The organism is Paracoccus sp. IB05, assembly GCF_016405985.1.
Taxonomy (GTDB): Bacteria; Pseudomonadota; Alphaproteobacteria; order Rhodobacterales; family Rhodobacteraceae; genus Pseudogemmobacter.
This window is the reverse complement of record NZ_JAEFCF010000031.1, coordinates 47,809-64,588: the sequence shown is the minus strand read 5'-3', so window position 1 is coordinate 64,588 and position 16,780 is coordinate 47,809. Positions and strand designations below refer to the sequence as shown.

Below are 16,780 nucleotides of genomic sequence, written 5' to 3'. Positions count from 1 at the left end.
CGTCCGTTCCGTTTCGGTGAGGCGGTATCTAGGCCCGGCAGACGGAACCCGCAAGAGCCTTTTTTCAGGGAAGTCACAAATTCTTTGCCAATCCCTGCAAAACTCCTGCAAAACAAGGCGATTAAGGCGTGAAGAAATTCGCGCGGCCCGGGTAGTCTCAAAGCCCGAACCGCATGCCGCGGAAGAATATTACGCAATCCGCGCCGCCAAAGTAATTTAGATCAGTCACTTAGCGAGGATCCGCGAATCCCCCCCGGAACCCCTGCCGCCTGGCCCGAATCTTCGCGTGACTCAGCCTCCAGATCAGCAATCCGCCAAGAACCCCCGCCCAGATCCAGCCCTCTGTCCGGATGATCTTCATCTGCCAGAGGTAATGCAGCACGGCGAGAATGGTCGCAGGCCAGATCAGCAGATGCAGTCTGCGCCAGTTGCGCCCCAGCCGGCGGATCGAAGCCGCATTCGATGTCACAGCCAGCGGCACCAGCATCAGGAAGGCCACGATCCCCATGATCAGATAGGGGCGCCGGACCAGATCCGCGAGCGCCTGGCCGATCAGCAGCCCCATATCCAGCCAGATCCAGGCCAGAAGATGCAGCGCTATATAGAAGAAGGCCAGAAGCCCGGCCGCCCGGCGATGCCGGATCAGGTTCACTCCGGTCAGGGCGCGCAGCGGCGGTATCGCCAGGCAGATGAACAGAAGCCAGAGCCCGGTCTTGCCGAGGTCATGTTCGATCGTTTTGACCGGATCGACCAGCACGCTTCCCGAGACCACCTGCCCCGCCAGCCAGACCAGTGGCACCAGCCCGAGGATCCAGACACCCCATTCCGGCAGGCGCCGCGACAGAGTGTTCAGCCTGTCAGCAAGCGGCATCAATAGTTCACCGCAAGATCCATGCCGCTATAGAGGGAGGCTACCTCTTCACCATAACCATTGAACAAAAAGGTCTCCTCGCGGCCGGCAAACAGACCGGCGCCGATCCGGCGCTCTGTCGCCTGACTCCAGCGCGGGTGATCGACGCCCGGGTTCACATTGGCATAGAAGCCGTATTCCGAGGGCTGCAGCTCCTGCCAGGTCGTGCGCGGCTGCTCTGCGGTCAGCGTGATCTTCACGATGCTCTTGATCGACTTGAAGCCGTATTTCCACGGCACGACCAGCCGGATCGGCGCGCCATTCTGTTTCGGCAGATCCGCGCCATAAAGGCCGGTCGCAAGGATCGTCAGCGGGTTCATCGCCTCATCCAGCCGCAACCCCTCGACATAGGGCCAGCTGATGCCACCGCCCCGCTGCCCCGGCATTTCGTCGGGGCGGTAGAGTGTCTCGAAGGCCACATATTTTGCGCCAGGCTGCACACCGACCCGGTCCAGCAGACCGGACAGCTGAAAGCCCTGCCAGGGGATGACCATCGACCAGGCCTCGACACAGCGAAACCGGTAGATCCGCTCCTCAATGGCCTGACCCTTGACCAGATCGGCCAGATCATAGCTGCCGGGCCGATCCACCAGCCCGCCAATACTGACCGACCATGGATCAACCGTCAGCGCCCCGGCATAGGCGGCCGGATCATCCTTGTTCCAGCCGAACTCATAGAAATTGTTGTAATTGGTGATCTCTTCCAGAGTATTGGGCGCCGCATCGGTTGAGTAACGCCCCACATCCGCGTGCGCGACCGCCGGCAGCGCCAGCCCCGCCGCCGCGCCTGCAAGCAAAGCCCGCCTGTTGATCCATGTGGCCTTCGGCGTGACATCCGACCAGCGCAGCGATCCCCCGGTTCCTGCAGGCATAACACGTTCCTTCACCTTGGCTGGCCTCACAGCACTCTGGCACAACACGGGCAGATTGCCAGACACAGATCAGAGAGCCCCCCGATACCCGCGCCGGATACCCGCGCTCATTTTCTGTCCTTAAATATCCCCGCCGGAGGCATCCGAGGACAGGAAGGGGCGGCAAGGTTGCCCTGCCGCCCCATTCTGGTTCAGTGAACCTGCGTCCCGCCCGGCCGCGTCCGATTTGATGCGACAACGCGGTCGCCCACCTGCAGCCCCTCATCCGAGGCCGTGACATGCACGACCGAGCCGTCGAGGATCTCACCCCCCAAGAGCATCTCGGCCAGCGGATCCTGCAACTGCCGCTGGATCACCCGTTTCAGCGGGCGGGCGCCAAAGACCGGATCATAGCCCTCCTCGGCCAGCCAATCCCTGGCCTTTTCGTCCAGCTCCAGCGTGATCTTGCGATCCGCCAGACGTTTCTCCAGCCGTTTCAGCTGGATCGAAACGATACCGGACATATCGGCACGGCCCAGGCGGTCAAAGATGATCATCTCATCCAGCCGGTTAAGGAATTCGGGGCGGAAATGCAGCCGCACCGCTTCCATCACCTCAGCCTTCGCCCGACCCGTATCCGCCCCGTCCGGCAGTTCAGACAAAGCCCGCGCGCCAAGGTTCGAGGTCAGGATGATCAGCGTCTGCTTGAAGTCCACCACACGACCCTGACCATCGGTCAGCCGCCCGTCATCCAGCACCTGCAACAGCACGTTGAACACATCCGGATGTGCCTTCTCGACCTCGTCGAACAAGACGACCTGATAGGGCCGGCGCCGCACGGCTTCGGTCAGCACACCGCCCTCGTCATAACCGACATAGCCCGGGGGGGCGCCGATCAGCCGTGCGACCGAGTGTTTCTCCATAAATTCCGACATATCGATGCGCACCATCGCATTGTCATCGTCAAAGAGATATTCGGCCAGAGCCTTGGTCAGCTCGGTTTTCCCCACGCCGGTCGGCCCGAGGAACAGGAACGAGCCAAGCGGCTTATTCTCATCCGAGAGCCCGGCCCGCGCACGGCGCACGGCTTTCGACACCGCCTCCACCGCCTGGCGCTGGCCGATCACCCGCTTCCCGAGCTCATCCTCCATCTTCAGGAGTTTCTCTTTCTCACCCTCCAGCATCTTGGTGGTGGGGATACCGGTCCAGCGCTCGACCACTTCGGCGATCTGCTCGGGGCGCACCGACTCTGAGACCAGAGCCTCGCCTTCCCGGCCCTCCGCCTCGCCAAGCTGCTTTTCCAGCTCGGGGATGGTGCCATATTGCAGCTCGCCGGCTTTGGCGAAATTGCTTTCGCGCTTGGCCTGATCCAGCTCGGCCCGGGCGCGGTCAAGCTGTTCCTTGATATCGCGGGCCTTGTTGAGGTTGTCGCGCTCGGCCTGCCATTTCGCGGTCATCTCGGCGGAATGGTCTTTCAGATTGGCAAGCTCCAGCTCCAGCTTGTCCAGCCGGTCTTTCGACGCCACATCCTCTTCTTTCTTCAGCGCCTCGGCCTCGATGGTCAGCTGCAGGATCTGACGATCCAGCGCATCAAGCTCCTCGGGCTTGCTGTCCACCTCCATCCGCAGCCGTGCCGATGCCTCATCGACAAGGTCGATCGCCTTATCCGGCAGGAAGCGGTCGGTGATATAGCGATGCGACAGCTGGGCCGCCGCAACCAGAGCCGAGTCGGTGATCTTCACCCCATGATGGAGCTCGTATTTCTCTTTGATGCCGCGCAGGATCGAGATCGTGTCCTCGACGGTCGGCTCCTTCACCAGCACCGGCTGGAAGCGCCGGGCCAGAGCCGCGTCTTTCTCGATATATTTGCGGTATTCATCGAGCGTGGTCGCCCCGACGCAATGCAGCTCACCCCGGGCAAGCGCAGGCTTGATCAGGTTGGCGGCATCCATTGCGCCGTCGGATTTGCCGGCGCCAACAAGCACATGCAGCTCGTCGATAAAGAGGATGATCTCGCCCGCGGCGGCCTCGATCTCTTTCAGGATGGCCTTCAGCCGCTCCTCAAATTCACCGCGATATTTCGCGCCGGCGATCAGCGCCCCCATGTCCAGCGCCATCAGCTTTTTGTTGCGCAAGGATTCCGGCACATCACCGTCGATGATGCGCAAAGCGAGGCCCTCGGCGATGGCCGTCTTACCGACACCGGGCTCCCCGATCAGCACCGGGTTGTTCTTGGTGCGGCGTGACAAAACCTGCATGGCGCGACGGATCTCGTCATCGCGCCCGATGATCGGGTCGATCTTGCCCTGGGCTGCGGCTTCGGTCAGATCGCGGGCGTATTTCTTCAGCGCCTCCATCGTGTCTTCCGACGAGGCAGAATCAGCCGTCCGGCCCTTGCGAATGTCATTGATCGCGGCATTCAGACCCTGGGCCGTCACGGCACCGGCCGTCAGCGCATCCTTCGCACGGGTGTTCACCAGCGCGAGCGCGGTCAGCATCCGCTCGACCGGCACGAAACTGTCGCCCGCCTTTTTGGCAACCTCTTCCGCCTCGTCCAGCACGCGGACAAGTTGCGGGTCGATATAGGTCTGCCCGTCACCGCCGGTCACTTTCGGCAGTTTCTGGATGGCGGCATTGACCGCCTCATTGACGCGCTCAGGCGCGCCACCGGCACGGCGGATCAGGTTGGAGGCCAGTCCCTGGTCATCATCCATCAGGGCTTTCAGCAGGTGATCGGGCAGCACACGCTGGTGGCTTTCCCGCATCGCAATCGTCTGGGCCGCCTGGATAAAACCGCGCGACCGTTCCGTGAACTTTTCAATGTTCATCGGTCTCTCCTTTTCATAAGCGCCGATCTTTGCGGATGCCCTGAAAAGGCACATCCACCCCCGGCCTTCGCCTCTCAATCTGGGGCGGCGCAGGGCTGGGTTCAAGCCGTCCGGAGGCACCCCAGTGAAAAAATCCCAGGCACAGGCGGGGCCATTTTCCGCCGAAGCGCGGCGGAGATTTCGGCGGCTTTCGTCGCGCGCCTCTGCGAGGGCGACGCCAGAGCTTGCCCCCATACGCCCGGCACAGGCACTGTTACAGCAAAAGAGGATAAGAGCATGACCGAGAGACTCGAAGCCATTCTGCCGCAGGTGCCCGTCGAAGGCATCGCCGTTCATATCGGCCGCGCCGGGATCTGCATGGGAGATATGGCCGAAGCGCGGCTTTTGCCCGATGGACGGGTCGGGATTTACGCGATGGTCAGGCGCCGGCTCATGGGGATCATCCCGGTCAGGCGGATGAGCTATCTCGGTCATCTCGGGCCGGTGGCAGAGCGTATTCTGGCCCCGGCACTGATCGAGGGGCTGATGTTGCGGCTGAGGATCGTGGTGCTGACGCCCGAACATCTCGCCACATCCGGGCCGCCCGAGATCCATGTCTCGGTCTGGGCCGATCCCTACAGGCTGGCGCCCTGCCTGAGCGATGATGCGCTGATCCTCCCCGAGCCGCTGCGCGACGCCGACCGGGATGAGGACGCGTTGAGCCCGGCCTGAAGCCCGACGCGACCGTAACGGCGGCTCAGAGTCCAGAGGTCAGGGCCTACAAAGTCAGGGCTCGTAGCGGATATAGGCAAAAGCGCTGCCATCCGGCGCCCAGGACGGCACATTGAGCGTACCCTGGCCACCGGTGATTTCACGCAGCACCCGGCGATTCCCGCCATCTGCGTCAGAAATCATCAGCCGCACCGGCAGATCGGCCGGATGCCCTTCGGTCCCGGGAGGATAGGACAGCCAGCACAGCCAGCGCCCACAGGGCGAGGGGTGCGGGAACCAGTTCACCCGGTCATCGTGGAAAAGCTGGCGCTGATTGCCGCCATCCGCCGCCATCACCCAGATCTGCGCATGGCCTGAGCGGTCGCTGTTCCAGTATATCTGCGCCCCGTCATGACTGAAATCCGGCCCGTCATTATGGCCTGCGGCTTCGGTCAGCCGGGTCTCAGGCCCGCCCGCCAGCGCGCGGCGGTATATATCGATTTGCCGCTTCTCGCCCCGCGCCGCCGGATAGGTCATGGTCAGACCATCGGGAGAAAGCCCGTGCCACCAGCTCGGGGTCGCAGAGGACACTTTCTCCGGCGCCTGACCGGCCCCGATCCCGGCCACGGGCACCGCATAGATCTGCGCGCCCTCGGCCTCGTAATGGCTGCCAAACAGAATCCGGCCATCGCGGGTAAACCCGTGATCATTGTTGCAGCGCCCCGCGATCCCGGTGCCGATCGGTTCCAGCCGGGGCGCCTGCAGCGGCACACGCCAGAGACGCCCCCCGGCATTGACCAGAAACCAGGTGCCGCCAGAGGAGCCATCGGGCGACCAGTTCGGCGCCTCCAGCCGCTCCTGCCCCTCACGCCCCTGATGGCGCAGCACTTCCGTCACCTGCCCGTCGGGGGTGATGGTTTCGAGGACCGAGATCACTCGCGCGCCTTTGGCGTCAGGAGCTTCTTCGGCCTCAGCGCCTCGGCGGCCCTGAAAAGGCCGAACGTCTGGTTGACGTAATTCACCGCGCCGCCGATCTGGTCGATATAGGTGTCCAGCTCGGCCGTGCGTTCGGCCGCGATAACCTGCACCGCGCGAGACGGGTCCATCCCCTCGAACTGCACATAGAACAAGGGCTCGCCCCGGCGCAGCACGATATCCTTTTGTGACTCATGCCATTCGAATGCCCACATCAGAGGGCGCGGCCAGACCGAGATCGGGAACCGCCCGCCAAAAATGGTGCCCGGCAGCGGATCGGGGCGGTAATGCATGAAAGGCGACAGCTGCGTCAGATAGACCAGCTCATCCGCGATGAAACAGTAAGGCAGCGAAAGCTGGATGGTCGGGCGGTCAGGATAGCGCCATTCTGCCTCGTTCACGAGCGTCAACACTTCATTAAGCTTGTTGCCGCGCACCGGGCTGGCCGTTCCCAGCCGGTTGATCAGCACCGCGCGGCCATCCTTGTCGCGACCAAAGCCGATCTGCAGGTCAAAGGGGCATTTCACCATGAAATACCGGCTTTCCAGCTGGATCACCCCGGGGCAGCGCGCGGCACTTTTGGCATGGCTGCGGTTTTGCTGGCGAAACATCACCCGCTCTGGCGGATCGTAAAGCACCGCATTCTTGTCTTTGGTCAGGAACCAGCCCACCTGGATCGGGCCCGAGCCCGGCCCGTCCTCGGGGCGCTCGACGGTAATCGTGATGTCCATATGCCTGCCTTCGGATATTTCCGCCAAAGTCGCGTCATTAACCCTGTCTGTCAATCAAGCCCGGCCTTCGGTGAACAGCGGCTTAAGGGTGCTGCCCTTTCGCGCGGGGCTTCCCTTGTCAAATGCGCGCGCGCGTGAGAGAGGGGCCGAAACCCCTTTGCAGCCCCCCGCTTTACAGCTCCGGAGAAGCCCGATGGATGACCGCCTGATCGTCGCGATGGATGTGCCGAATGTGGTGGCGGGCCTCGCCCTGGCCGACCGGCTGGGCGAGGCGGTCGATTTCTACAAGATCGGGCTTGGAATGCTGACCGGCGGCGGCCTGGCACTTGCACTGGAACTGAAGAATGAACGCGACAAGCGGGTGTTTCTGGATCTGAAGCTCTTCGACATCGGCCAGACCATCGAGAATGCGGTGAAGGGGATTGCCGGGCTTGGCCTCGATTTCCTCACCGTGCATGGCGACCCGCAGGTGGTGCGGGCAGCCGCGGAAGGCAAGTCAGGGACCGATCTGAAGATCCTCGCGGTGACGGTGCTGACCTCGCTCGACCGGGCCGATCTGGATGCGAATATGATCCTTCCCGGCGATATCCATGACATCACCGTCGAACGTGCGGCGCGGGCGCTCGCCGCCGGCGCCGATGGCGTCATCGCCAGCCCGCAGGAGGCGGCGCGGATCCGTGCCCTCCCTGAAGCCGTTGGCAAGCTGATCGTCACCCCCGGCGTGCGCCCGGCAGGGGCTGCAACCGGCGATCAGAAGCGCATCGCCACGCCCGGGGCCGCGATCCGCGACGGCGCCGATCATATCGTGGTGGGCCGCCCGATCTGGGCCAGTGCCGATCCGGCAGCTGCGGCCCGTGCGATCATTGCGGAACTGCCCTGACCAGACCTTCCGCGACCAGACCCTCCACGCTGAAATGGCGCGGGAAAAACGCGGTGACGCAGACCATCAGCGTCGCCAGCGCTTCGCTTGCATCATAAGGTGACTGCATCGTCATCATATCGAGCCAGACGCCCTCGGTCGTGACCCGGAGCACCCGCGCCGTGCGGGTCGGGTCCACCGTATAGCCGTGATCCTCATTCATCCGGCGGCAGAGCGTTTCCAGATACTGGTTATACTGCTCGTCGTTTGAGCCGCATTTCTCCTGGTAAAGCGGCCTCCCCGAGGTCTCGCCCCAGAACGAACACCAGGCCGCCAGCCGCCCCGGCGTGCAGATCTCGGGCCGGAAATCAGCCGCCAGCATGGCATAAAGCTGTTCCGCCGCCCCTGCCCCCGCTGCCTCGACCGCGCCGGTCCAGTTCTGCCGGTATTCCCCGGACAGATAGAGCAGCGTTTCCGAGAGCAGGTTTTCCTTGGTCTGGAAGTGGAAATTCACCAGCCCATGCGAAAGGCCGGCCATCCGTGCCACCTCGGACATCGTCGTCCTGGAATAGCCAAAACGTGCGATGGTCTCGATCGTCGCCTCGATCAGCTGCACGCGCCGGGCATCGCGCGGCATCTTGCGGGGCTGGGAATCAGGGGTCCCGGATTCTGGGGTATCGGTCTGCTCGATTGCTGCCATCTGCGTCTCCGTTCGCAGCCAGTCTTGCCTGAAAAACCGCTGCGTTAAAAGCGGTTTCAGATTCTGATTGACAGTTCAGTCAAAATAATTCGACAGTTTGGAGAGCCGCAACAGGAACAGGTTGACGCCATGACCACCGCGCCGCACCGCAAGCTGGAAAAGTCCAATGCCCATTTCCAAAAGGCGCTGAAGAAGCTGCCGCTGGGGGTGGCCTCGACCTTCCGATACTGGGGTGACGAGCGAACGATCTATGTCGACCACGGCAAGGGCGGCCGGACCTGGGATATCGACGGCAATAATTACGTTGATTACCGGCTGGGCTACGGTCCGGCGATCCTCGGCTATGCAGACGACCGGGTCGATGCCGCCGCAAAGCGGGGGATGGAGGTCGGCGGCGTCTTCGCCCTCTCGACCGAGCGCGAGCTGGCCGTTGCCGAACGCATCTCGAAAATGGTTCCGGCGGCAGAACTGGTGCGGTTTTCGAACTCCGGCACCGAAGCCGTGATGTCCGCGCTGCGTCTCGCCCGCGCCTGGACGGGCCGCGAAAGCTATCTGCTGGTCGAGGGCGGCTATCACGGGTTGTTCGATGCCGCCATGTGGATGGCGAATATGGATGAATGGGACGCGAAATCGAACAGCGACCCCGAGATCGTGCCCTATGGTCAGGGCATCCCGAACACCGTCAAACAACTCGCCCATCTGGTGCCGATGAACGATATGCAGCGGCTGGAAGACACCTTCCGCCGCCATGGCGACGATATGGCCGCGATGCTGATCGAACCGATTCAAGGGAATTGCTGCGGGATCTCGGCCCGGAAAGACTACGTCCAGCTGGCCCGCAAACTCTGCGACCAATATGGCGTGTTGCTGATCATCGACGAGGTGAAAACCGGCTTCCGCGTCGGCAAGGGTGGTGTCCAGGGCATCCTGGGCGTTACCCCCGATATCACCACCTTCGCGAAAGCGGTCGCCAATGGCTATCCGATCTCGCTGGTCGCGGGGCGCGAGGATATCATGCGCACCTTCCGCTATGGCGGCGCGTCGCATGGCGGCACCTATACCGCCCATTCCGTCAGCCTCGCCGCCGCCGAGGAAACGCTGCGCATCCTCGATGAGACCCCTGCGCTTGAGACGCTGGCGAACTACGGCACCCGGCTGAAGGCCGGCATTTCCGAAATCCTCTCGGCGCGCGGCATCACGCATAGCTTCTCGGGTCATCCCGCGATGTTCGGCATCTTCTTCGCGCCCGAGCCACCGGACAATTACCGCGCCTGGAAGACCTCGGATTACTCCTTCTACGACCGCATGGCCTGGTACCTGCATGATCTGAACATCATCGTGGAACCCGACTCGCGCGAGCCCTGGTTCATGTGTGAGGCGCATGGCCTGGACGAGACCTGCTACACCGACACCATCCGGGCGGTAGAGACAGCCGTTGACCTGACGCTGCGTGACCAGGCGGAAGGCAAGCTGGACGCCGCCGAATGACATATGACGCCCTGATCCTAGGTGCCGGGCATAACGGGCTGGTCACCGCCTGCTACCTCGCCCGCGCCGGGATGAAGGTGCTGGTCATCGAGAAAAACGACTGGGTTGGCGGGGCCGCCGTCTCGCGGGAACTGACCCCCGGCTTCACCTATTCCAACTGCTCCTATGTCGCATCCCTCTTCCGACCCGAGATCATGCGCGACCTTGAACTCCCGCGCCACGGGTTGCAGATCCTGCCCTATGAGGGTGGCGCGGTGTTCCAGGAGGGCGGCGGCTACCTCGGCATGTATCGCGACCATGATGCGAACCGCCGCGAATTCGCCCGCCACTCGGCCCGCGATGCCGAGGCCTATGACGTCTATTCCCGCGACGTGCTGCGCTATTGCCGTTTCATCCGCCCGATGCTCTTGCGCACCCCGCCCGATCCGGCGCGGTTCCGCCCGCGCGACATCGGAGAGCTGCTGTTCATCGGCAAACAGGTCTCGGGCCTGTCGGAACGCCAGATCGCAGACATGGTCCGCTTCTGGACCATGTCGATCTCGGACTACCTCGACCACTATTTTGAAAGCCCTGTGATCAAGGCCTATCTCGCGGTTTCCGCGATCATCGGCACCGCGCTCGGTCCGATGTCGCCTGGGTCCGCCTATGTGCTCTTGCATCACTATATGGGCGATGTGGATGGCAATATCGGTGCCTGGGGGTTCGCGCGCGGCGGCATGGGGTCGATCACCAAAGCGCTGTCTTCGTCCTTGCAGGCCTCGGGCGGTGAGATCCGCACCGGTGCACCGGTCGCCCGGGTGCTGGTGAAGAACGGGCGGTCTATCGGCGTCGTGCTGGAAAACGGCGATGAGATCCGGGCAAAGCGCGTGATCTCGAACATGGATGTCAAACGCACCATGCTGAAACATGTCGAGGAGCGCGAGCTTCCCGGCGATTACGTGGCTTCGGTAAAGAAGTTCAAAACGCGCGGCTCCTCGGGCAAGCTGAACATCGCACTGGACGCCGCCCCGAAATTCGCCGCGCTTCCCGAGGGGTCACCCGCGATCAAAGGGGATCTGCATTTCACCGATTCCATCGAAAAGATGGAACGCGCCTATGACGACTGGAAGGCCGGGCATTTCTCGCGCGACCCGTTCCAGGATGTGATGATCCCCACGATGATCGACCCGACCATGACGCCGCCGGGCAAGCATTTCATGTCGTGCTTCGTGCAATATGCGCCGCCAAAGATCGGAGACCTGGCAGAGGGGGGCCGCGACTGGACCGATGCCGATCGCGATGCTTTCGGCGAGGCCTGTCTGAACCAGATCGAGCGTTACGCACCCGGTTTCAGAAACCTCATCCGCCATGTCGAGATCCGCACCCCGCGCGAGCTCGAGGCCGAAGTCGGGCTGACCGAGGGCAATATCTTCCAGGGCGAGCTGACCTTTGACCAGCTGCTCTTCAACCGACCGGTGCCGAGATATGCCAATTACCGAACCCCCGTTCGTGATCTCTGGATCTGCGGCTCCTCGACCCATCCCGGCGGTGGCGTGATGGGCGCGCCGGGCCGCAATGCGGCGTCGGAAATCCTGCGTGATGCGAAACTCTCGCCAAAGGATATGAGCGATGCCTGGCCCGTCCTTTGACCGTGATGTGATCGTGATCGGAGCCGGGCCGAATGGTCTGGCCTGCGCCCATCGCCTGGCGTCCAAAGGCCGCAAAGTGACGCTGATCGAGGCCGAAGCCACGCCCGGTGGCGGCATCCGTGCGCTCCCGGATCTGGCGCCCGGACTGACGCCTTCGCTGGCGCATCTTGTCTGGCAGATCGACCCGCGGGTCGAGGCCGCGATGGATCTGTCGCGCCACGGCCTTACATGGGAGGCCACAGATATTCCGACCACGGTGATCGGGCGCGACGGCAATCTGGTGATCCGGGGGCCACTGACCGAGGGCCCAGACGCGGCGGCCTGGAAGGCGCTTTACCAGCGCCTCCTCTCCTTCGCTGCCGCGCTGGAGCCCTTCCGCCGCATGGCGCCGCCACGCCTGCAGGCGGGCGGCAATTCCTGGGCCAGGCTTGCGAAGAACCTGATCGGTATCCGCGCGCTTGGCACGAAGGATTTTCGCGAATTGCTGCGGGTGATCCTGATCAACGCCCATGATGTGGCTCAGGATGAACTGACAGATCCCCGGCTGCGCGCCGCCCTGTGTTTCGATGCCGTGCTTGGCGCCTGGGCGGGACCGCGCTCTCCCAATACACTGATTTTACTCCTGGATCGGCTGGCCGGAGAAATCGCGGGACGTAAGGGAGCACTCGGGCTGCCCAAAGGCGGGATGCCCGCGCTGGCGCAGGCCATGACAAATGCTGCGACTGCAGCAGGTGTTTCGCTGCGCAGCAATTCCCGCGTCAGCCGGATCAGCATCGCCGATGACCGCATCACCGGCGTGATCCTTCACAGCGGCGAAACCCTTGTCGCGCCGGTGGTGATCTCGGCAATCGGGCCAAAGGCAACGATCCTGTCCCTCGCTGGCACAGAGCATTTCGACACCGGCCTTGTCACCGCTTTGCGCCATCAGAAATCGCGGGGCGGCACCGCAAAACTGCATCTCGCGCTTTCCGCCCGCCCGGATTTTCGGGGTGCCGATCTGCGCTCCCGCCTGCTGCTGGCCGCAGATGAACATGAGGTCGAAACCGCCTTCAACCCGGTCAAATATGGCGAGGTGCCTGACCGTCCGGTGATGGAGATTGTGATCCCCACGGCGTTTTCCGGCGGCACTGGCCCGCATCTTCTGTCGGCCAATGTGCAATTCGCCCCCCATGCGCCGAAGGCGGGCGAAGACGCGGCGCGAGAAGCGATGCTCAAAGCCTGCCTCGCGCGGCTGGAAGAGGCGGCGCCAGGGATCAGCGCGCTGATCACCCGCGCCGGGATCCTGATGCCCTATGATATCGAACGACAGTTCGGCATGGCGGGTGGCAACTGGCATCATGGCGAGCTGGCGGTCGAACAGATGCTCTTCAACCGCCCGATCGCGCCGCTGTCGCGCTATGCAACGCCGCTGAAAGGGCTTTGGCTCACCGGCGCCGGAACCCATCCGGGCGGCATGTCGGGCGCCGCCGGCCGGAACGCCGCCGATGCTGTGCTGGAGGCGAAAGCATGAGCGCAGCCCCCCATCTTAATGCGCCGCCGGCGCTGACCCATTTCACCACCCCGCTGGCGCAGACCCCGTTCCATCCGCGCACCGAAGCCGCGAATCGCCTGCAGGGCTGGGCCCCCTGGGCCGGTTACATGACCGCCACCTGTTTCGGCGACAGCACGATGGAACATACGGCGATCCGCAATGCGGCGACGCTGTATGACATCTCGCCCATGGTGAAATACCGCATCACCGGGCCGGATGCGGTGGCCTATCTCAACCGCCTGACGCTGCGCGATGTGGGGCGGCTGGCGGTGGGTCAGGTGCATTACACCGCCTGGTGTGACGATCAGGGCAAGGTGATGGATGATGGCACCGTCTTTCGCCTTGGGCCTGATGATTTCCGGCTGTGCTGTCAGGAACGCCACCTGCCCTGGCTGCTCGACAGCGCCTGGGGGCTGGATATACGGCTCCGGGACGAGACCGAAGACCTCGCGGCGCTGGCGCTGCAGGGGCCGGTTTCGGCGACCGTGCTGGCTCAGGCCGGGTTCGACATCCAGGCCCTGAAACCCTTCCGTATGACGACCTGCCCGTTCGACACCGGCGAGGTGATGATTTCGCGCACCGGATTTACCGGCGATCTGGGTTATGAGCTCTGGATCAGCCCCGATCTTGCCCTGCCGCTCTGGGATCACCTGATGCAGGCGGGCGCGCTTTACGGGCTGATGCCGGTCGGGTCCGAGGCGGTGATGCTGGCGCGGCTCGAGGCCGGGTTCATCACCACCGGCATGGATTTCGTCCCTGTCCAGCACGCGGTGCGCGAAGACCGGGCGCGGTCACCGTTTGAAATCGGCCTCGACTGGATGATCGCCTGGGATAAAGGGCATTTCACCGGGCGCCGCGCCCTGATGGCCGAGCGCGACGGAAAATCATCGCAATGGGCTCTGGTCGGGCTCGACATCCCCGGCAATGTCAGTGCCGAGGGCGCGATCCTCTACTTCGACAAGCGCCGCGAGGCGGGGTTCATCACCGCCGCCTGCTGGTCTCCGACACTGAAACGCAACATCGCCATTGCCCAGGTCGAGGCCCGCTACGACAGTTGCGACCATCTCTGGGTCGAGATCTACGCGCTGCGCGAGCTGCAATATCAAAAGCTTATGCTGCCTGTCACCAAAACCGCCCGGCCGTTTTTCGCCCCCGAACGCCGCCGTGCCACCCCACCGGGGAGGTTCTGATGCCGCATGACATCGCCCAAAGCCCCCATCCCGACAGCCCCCGCCTCAGCCATTGCCCCGAAACGCTTCCCCGTGCGGCCTGGATCGCCCCCGACTGGTTCGCCCGGGAAATGGAGACGATTTTCGCGCGCGAATGGGTGATGGTCGGGCGGCTGGCCGATCTGCCCGCCGGCACCCTGCGCGGAACCAGGGTGGGAGAGGCCCCGGTTCTGCTGGTGCGGGCGACTGACGGCAGCGTCTCGGCCTTTCACAACAGCTGCCGCCATCGCGGGTCTGAACTGTGTCCCGAGGGAGAAGAGCGGTCCTTCGGCAAGCTGATCACCTGCCCCTATCACGCCTGGGCTTTTGCCGCCAAAGACGGGCGGCTGGTCTCGACCGCCCATGCCGTGCCAACCGCTGATTTCCGCAAGGACGACCACGCGCTGAAGCCGGTCGCCTCGCGCATCTGGAACGGGTTCATCTTTCTGAACCTTGCGTGTGATCCCGGCCCGCTGACTGCCGATATGCCGCTGGAAACCTATGACAACTGGCCAATGGCGGGGCTTGTCACCGGGCATCGCTGGGTCTCGGACCTCGACTGCAACTGGAAAGCGTTCTGGGAGAATTATTCCGAATGCCTCCACTGCCCCGGCATCCATCCCGAGCTGTGCGACATGGTGCCGGTCTACCGCCAGGGCATCATGGGCGCCAACGAGGCGCGGGACTGGACGCCGGATCGACCCGTCAGCCCGAACCTCAAAGCAGGGGCCGAAAGCTGGACACCTTCGGGCGCGCCCTGTGGGCCGGTCTTTCCCGGGCTGACACCTGAGGAACGCGCGCGCGGCTATACCTTCGTCACACTCTGGCCCTCGACCTATATCGTCGCGCATGTCGATTATGTCCGCGCCGTGCGGCTGGAGCCGGTCTCGCCCAACCGCACAAGGCTGGTGGCGGAGTGGTATTTCCCGCCCGAAACACTGGCACAGCCCGGTTTTGACGCCGTTGCCATCGCGGCTTTCGCGAAACTGGTGATGGAGCAGGACGGCGCCGCGTCCGAGATGAACCAGCGCGGCATTGCCTCGCCATCGTTCACGCGCGGCACGCTGATGCCCGAAGAATATGAGATCCACCGTTTCCACCAATGGATACTGGCCGGGATGGCGGCCGGATCAGAGGGAGGAACAGCATGACCATATTTCCCGATACTCCGCTGCGTTCTGACCCGATCCCGACAGGCTGGGACCGGCGCGGGCTGCCGGCCTGGACCTATCATTCCCAGACCCTGTTCGATCTGGAACGTGAAGCGATTTTTCTGACCCACTGGCAGGTTGCGGGCCATATCTCCGACATCCCGGCACCGGGCGACTGGCTGTCCTTTGACCTTCTGGGCGAGCGCGCGGTGATCATCCGCGGGCAGGATGGCGAGGTCCGTGCCTTCATGAACCTCTGCCGCCATCGCGGCGCGCGGGTGGTGGATGGTGCGCAGGGCAAATGCCGGGGCGCGCTGGTCTGCCCCTTCCATGGCTGGGTCTATAACCTTGACGGCACGCTTCGCGGCGTCTCGCGCCCCGAAACCTTCGGCGATGGCCTGGACAAATCCGCCTTCGGGCTGAAACCGCTGGAGCTGGAGATTTTCGCAGGCTTCCTCTTCCTGCGCTTTCGCCCCGGACCTCAGCCTTCGGTGCGTGACCTCCTTGCCCCCTATGCGCCCGATTTCACCGCCTGGGGGGCCGAGAGGCTGATGCCGCTCGATGTCTCGGGCTGGTCGGCGGAGCTTGCGGTGAACTGGAAATCGGTGCGCGATGTGGACAATGAGGGCTATCACGTCGCCCTCGCCCATCCGTCTTTGCAGGATCTTTACGGCCGCGATTACCGCGACCTTTACCTGCCCGGCGGCCTGCATGTCAGTTACGGCTTTTACGGCGACCGCCCGGGCCGGAGCTGGTCGGTGAAGAACTATGTCAGGCATTCGCCGCAACGTGCAGATCTGCCGCCGCATCTGCAACGGAACTGGGCCTATTACGGCCTCTTTCCCAATACGGTGATCGCCTTCACGCCTGAAAGCGCACAATTCTACCATGACCTGCCGCAGTCACCGGGCAGAACACTCCTGACCGGCCGCCAGTATCGCCTGGCCGATGAAGACCGCCAGACCCGCGCCGCCCGCTATCTCGCGCAGCGGATCGACCGCGACACCTCTGCCGAAGATCAGCAGCTGTCGATCTGGTCAAACGAATCAATGCGGTCTGAAAATTTCGAAGGCTTCCACCTCTCGGACCTCGAATACGGGTTGCGCCGCCATCATGATCAGCTGCGCCGCCTGCTTCCGGTGATGTCCCGCAGCGCCGCACCCGCAGAGGGTGAAATGCGCGCCCTCAACAAGGATTTGCTTTGTGCAAAGGCAGGGCGGGCTTAGGCTT

The 16,780-nt window shown here is 63.5% G+C and carries 14 protein-coding genes; 8 read left to right on the top strand and 6 right to left on the bottom strand.

Features of this window, described 5'->3' with window-relative positions; genetic code table 11:
* Positions 1–229: 229 nt before the first annotated feature.
* The 3 genes from JC607_RS18265 to clpB form a co-directional block, all read right to left on the bottom strand.
* Positions 230–871 (bottom strand): sulfite oxidase heme-binding subunit YedZ, encoded by a 642-nt coding sequence (locus JC607_RS18265; protein ID WP_198838327.1) that lies wholly within the window; start codon positions 869–871, stop codon positions 230–232.
* Positions 871–1,782 (bottom strand): protein-methionine-sulfoxide reductase catalytic subunit MsrP, encoded by a 912-nt coding sequence (gene msrP / locus JC607_RS18260; RefSeq protein WP_198838326.1) that lies wholly within the window; start codon positions 1,780–1,782, stop codon positions 871–873. The genes JC607_RS18265 and msrP overlap by 1 nt, the downstream gene beginning before the upstream one ends.
* A gap of 191 nt (positions 1,783–1,973) precedes the next feature.
* On the bottom strand, positions 1,974–4,589 hold the full coding sequence (clpB, locus tag JC607_RS18255) for an ATP-dependent chaperone ClpB (RefSeq protein ID WP_198838325.1): 2,616 nt from the start codon (positions 4,587–4,589) through the stop codon (positions 1,974–1,976).
* Positions 4,590–4,865: 276 nt separating this feature from the next.
* Between clpB and JC607_RS18250 the strand changes: the two genes are divergently transcribed.
* A complete protein-coding gene (locus JC607_RS18250) occupies positions 4,866–5,300 on the top strand; it encodes a hypothetical protein (protein ID WP_198838324.1) in 435 nt (144 codons plus the stop codon).
* Positions 5,301–5,354: 54 nt separating this feature from the next.
* Here JC607_RS18250 and JC607_RS18245 read toward each other — a convergent pair whose 3' ends face one another.
* Positions 5,355–6,215, bottom strand: a complete 861-nt coding sequence (locus JC607_RS18245) for a PD40 domain-containing protein (protein WP_198838323.1) — start codon at positions 6,213–6,215, stop codon at positions 5,355–5,357.
* Positions 6,212–6,985 (bottom strand): hypothetical protein, encoded by a 774-nt coding sequence (locus JC607_RS18240; RefSeq protein ID WP_198838322.1) that lies wholly within the window; start codon positions 6,983–6,985, stop codon positions 6,212–6,214. Before JC607_RS18240 ends, JC607_RS18245 begins: the two co-directional genes overlap by 4 nt.
* 193 nt (positions 6,986–7,178) lie before the next feature.
* Here JC607_RS18240 and pyrF point away from each other — a divergent pair, with 193 nt between their 5' ends.
* Positions 7,179–7,865: an orotidine-5'-phosphate decarboxylase gene (pyrF, locus tag JC607_RS18235; protein WP_198838321.1), complete on the top strand. Its 687-nt coding sequence runs from the start codon at positions 7,179–7,181 to the stop codon at positions 7,863–7,865.
* Here the strand turns inward: pyrF and JC607_RS18230 are convergent.
* A complete protein-coding gene (locus tag JC607_RS18230) occupies positions 7,846–8,544 on the bottom strand; it encodes a TetR family transcriptional regulator (protein WP_198838320.1) in 699 nt (232 codons plus the stop codon). The two genes, pyrF and JC607_RS18230, sit on opposite strands and share 20 nt — an antisense overlap.
* A 129-nt stretch (positions 8,545–8,673) precedes the next feature.
* Here JC607_RS18230 and JC607_RS18225 point away from each other — a divergent pair, with 129 nt between their 5' ends.
* From JC607_RS18225 to JC607_RS18200, 6 genes are read left to right on the top strand one after another with little or no spacing between them, the layout of a single operon-like run.
* Positions 8,674–10,032: an aspartate aminotransferase family protein gene (locus JC607_RS18225; protein ID WP_198838319.1), complete on the top strand. Its 1,359-nt coding sequence runs from the start codon at positions 8,674–8,676 to the stop codon at positions 10,030–10,032.
* Complete coding sequence (locus JC607_RS18220) at positions 10,029–11,660, top strand: NAD(P)/FAD-dependent oxidoreductase (protein WP_198838318.1); 1,632 nt, start codon at positions 10,029–10,031, stop codon at positions 11,658–11,660. Before JC607_RS18225 ends, JC607_RS18220 begins: the two co-directional genes overlap by 4 nt.
* Positions 11,641–13,170 (top strand): NAD(P)/FAD-dependent oxidoreductase, encoded by a 1,530-nt coding sequence (locus JC607_RS18215; protein WP_198838317.1) that lies wholly within the window; start codon positions 11,641–11,643, stop codon positions 13,168–13,170. Before JC607_RS18220 ends, JC607_RS18215 begins: the two co-directional genes overlap by 20 nt.
* Positions 13,167–14,381, top strand: a complete 1,215-nt coding sequence (locus JC607_RS18210; protein ID WP_198838316.1) for an aminomethyltransferase family protein — start codon at positions 13,167–13,169, stop codon at positions 14,379–14,381. The genes JC607_RS18215 and JC607_RS18210 overlap by 4 nt, the downstream gene beginning before the upstream one ends.
* Complete coding sequence (locus JC607_RS18205) at positions 14,381–15,550, top strand: aromatic ring-hydroxylating dioxygenase subunit alpha (RefSeq protein ID WP_198838315.1); 1,170 nt, start codon at positions 14,381–14,383, stop codon at positions 15,548–15,550. The genes JC607_RS18210 and JC607_RS18205 overlap by 1 nt, the downstream gene beginning before the upstream one ends.
* Positions 15,547–16,776 carry an aromatic ring-hydroxylating dioxygenase subunit alpha gene (locus JC607_RS18200; RefSeq protein ID WP_198838314.1) on the top strand — a complete coding sequence of 410 codons (1,230 nt, stop codon included), beginning with the start codon at positions 15,547–15,549 and terminating at the stop codon, positions 16,774–16,776. Before JC607_RS18205 ends, JC607_RS18200 begins: the two co-directional genes overlap by 4 nt.
* Positions 16,777–16,780: the final 4 nt, after the last annotated feature.

Bases quoted from the DNA above. Each gene is read 5' to 3' on its own strand.
- JC607_RS18265 (WP_198838327.1), bottom strand. From the start codon at position 871: ATGCCGCTTGCTGACAGGCTGAACACTCTGTCGCGGCGCCTGCCGGAA.
- msrP (WP_198838326.1), bottom strand. From the start codon at position 1,782: ATGCCTGCAGGAACCGGGGGATCGCTGCGCTGGTCGGATGTCACGCCG.
- clpB (WP_198838325.1), bottom strand. From the start codon at position 4,589: ATGAACATTGAAAAGTTCACGGAACGGTCGCGCGGTTTTATCCAGGCG.
- JC607_RS18250 (WP_198838324.1), top strand. From the start codon at position 4,866: ATGACCGAGAGACTCGAAGCCATTCTGCCGCAGGTGCCCGTCGAAGGC.
- JC607_RS18240 (WP_198838322.1), bottom strand. From the start codon at position 6,985: ATGGACATCACGATTACCGTCGAGCGCCCCGAGGACGGGCCGGGCTCG.
- pyrF (WP_198838321.1), top strand. From the start codon at position 7,179: ATGGATGACCGCCTGATCGTCGCGATGGATGTGCCGAATGTGGTGGCG.
- JC607_RS18230 (WP_198838320.1), bottom strand. From the start codon at position 8,544: ATGGCAGCAATCGAGCAGACCGATACCCCAGAATCCGGGACCCCTGAT.
- JC607_RS18225 (WP_198838319.1), top strand. From the start codon at position 8,674: ATGACCACCGCGCCGCACCGCAAGCTGGAAAAGTCCAATGCCCATTTC.
- JC607_RS18220 (WP_198838318.1), top strand. From the start codon at position 10,029: ATGACATATGACGCCCTGATCCTAGGTGCCGGGCATAACGGGCTGGTC.
- JC607_RS18215 (WP_198838317.1), top strand. From the start codon at position 11,641: ATGCCTGGCCCGTCCTTTGACCGTGATGTGATCGTGATCGGAGCCGGG.
- JC607_RS18210 (WP_198838316.1), top strand. From the start codon at position 13,167: ATGAGCGCAGCCCCCCATCTTAATGCGCCGCCGGCGCTGACCCATTTC.
- JC607_RS18205 (WP_198838315.1), top strand. From the start codon at position 14,381: ATGCCGCATGACATCGCCCAAAGCCCCCATCCCGACAGCCCCCGCCTC.
- JC607_RS18200 (WP_198838314.1), top strand. From the start codon at position 15,547: ATGACCATATTTCCCGATACTCCGCTGCGTTCTGACCCGATCCCGACA.